This is a genomic window from Acinetobacter sp. NIOH-H-8, assembly GCF_046635365.1.
Classification (GTDB): domain Bacteria; phylum Pseudomonadota; class Gammaproteobacteria; order Pseudomonadales; family Moraxellaceae; genus Acinetobacter.
Window position 1 is genome coordinate 1 of record NZ_JBHDVN010000397.1, and the last position, 314, is coordinate 314.

General features: G+C 34.1%; 1 pseudogene. It reads left to right on the top strand.

Features of this window, described 5'->3' with window-relative positions:
• Positions 1-314 (top strand): annotated as a pseudogene (locus ACEWB7_RS18830) (IS5-like element ISAba31 family transposase); the annotation flags it as partial.

Genomic DNA, 314 nt, shown 5'->3' on the forward strand with positions numbered 1-314 from the left:
TGGCAATCCTATTGATTTCATGATTACCGATGGAACCACACATGATGTTAAAGTTGCGCCTGATTTAATATCAACATTAGATTTAAAAGAGACAAAAGTGGTATGTGCAGATAAAGGCTATGATTCATAACCACTGCGTGAACAGATCAGGAAAACAGGGACTAAAGCGAATATACCAAAGAAAACGAATAGCCAATCGAACAATGATCATATGGACTGGTATTTATATAAAATCAGGCATTTAGTTGAAAATATGTTTTGTAGATTAAAGCAATTTAGAGGAATAGCTACTCGATATGACAAGCTCAAAAGAA